This is a genomic window from Oceanospirillum sediminis (assembly GCF_014164585.1).
GTDB classification, from domain to species: Bacteria; Pseudomonadota; Gammaproteobacteria; order Pseudomonadales; family Halomonadaceae; genus Oceanospirillum; species Oceanospirillum sediminis.
Genome location: NZ_JACJFM010000189.1, coordinates 1 through 391, shown reverse-complemented (window position 1 = coordinate 391; position 391 = coordinate 1). Strand labels below are relative to the sequence as shown.

Genomic DNA, 391 nt, shown 5'->3' with positions numbered 1-391 from the left:
GCTACAAGAATTGCAACCACTAACGTTATGATGACCAAAAGAGGGCCAATGTTTGTGAGTGATACATCAATCAACATAGATCCAACGGCGAAGGATTTAGCTAAAATTGCTGTAATGACTTCAAAAGTGATAAAGACTTTTGGTTTTGAGCCAGTAATAGCCATGACATCATATTCAAACTTCGGTTCCTCAGGAAACCCGAGGGCTTCAAAAGTAAGAGAAGCTGTAGCGTTACTGCATCGTAATTATCCAGATTTGGTTGTGGATGGCGAATTGCAAACAGACTTTGCTCTAAATGATGAAATGTTGCGCGATCAATTTCCGTTTTCAAAACTGGTAGGTAGAAAAGTAAATGGGTTGATTTTTCCAAACTTAGATGCTGCAAATATTA

Annotated in this window: 1 protein-coding gene; it reads left to right on the top strand. The window is 38.4% G+C overall.

Translation table 11 applies throughout. From position 1 onward, the window contains the following. Positions 1-54: 54 nt before the first annotated feature. The coding region (locus H4O21_RS28360; protein ID WP_502243753.1) for a phosphate acyltransferase at positions 55-391 on the top strand (337 nt) is incomplete at its 3' end.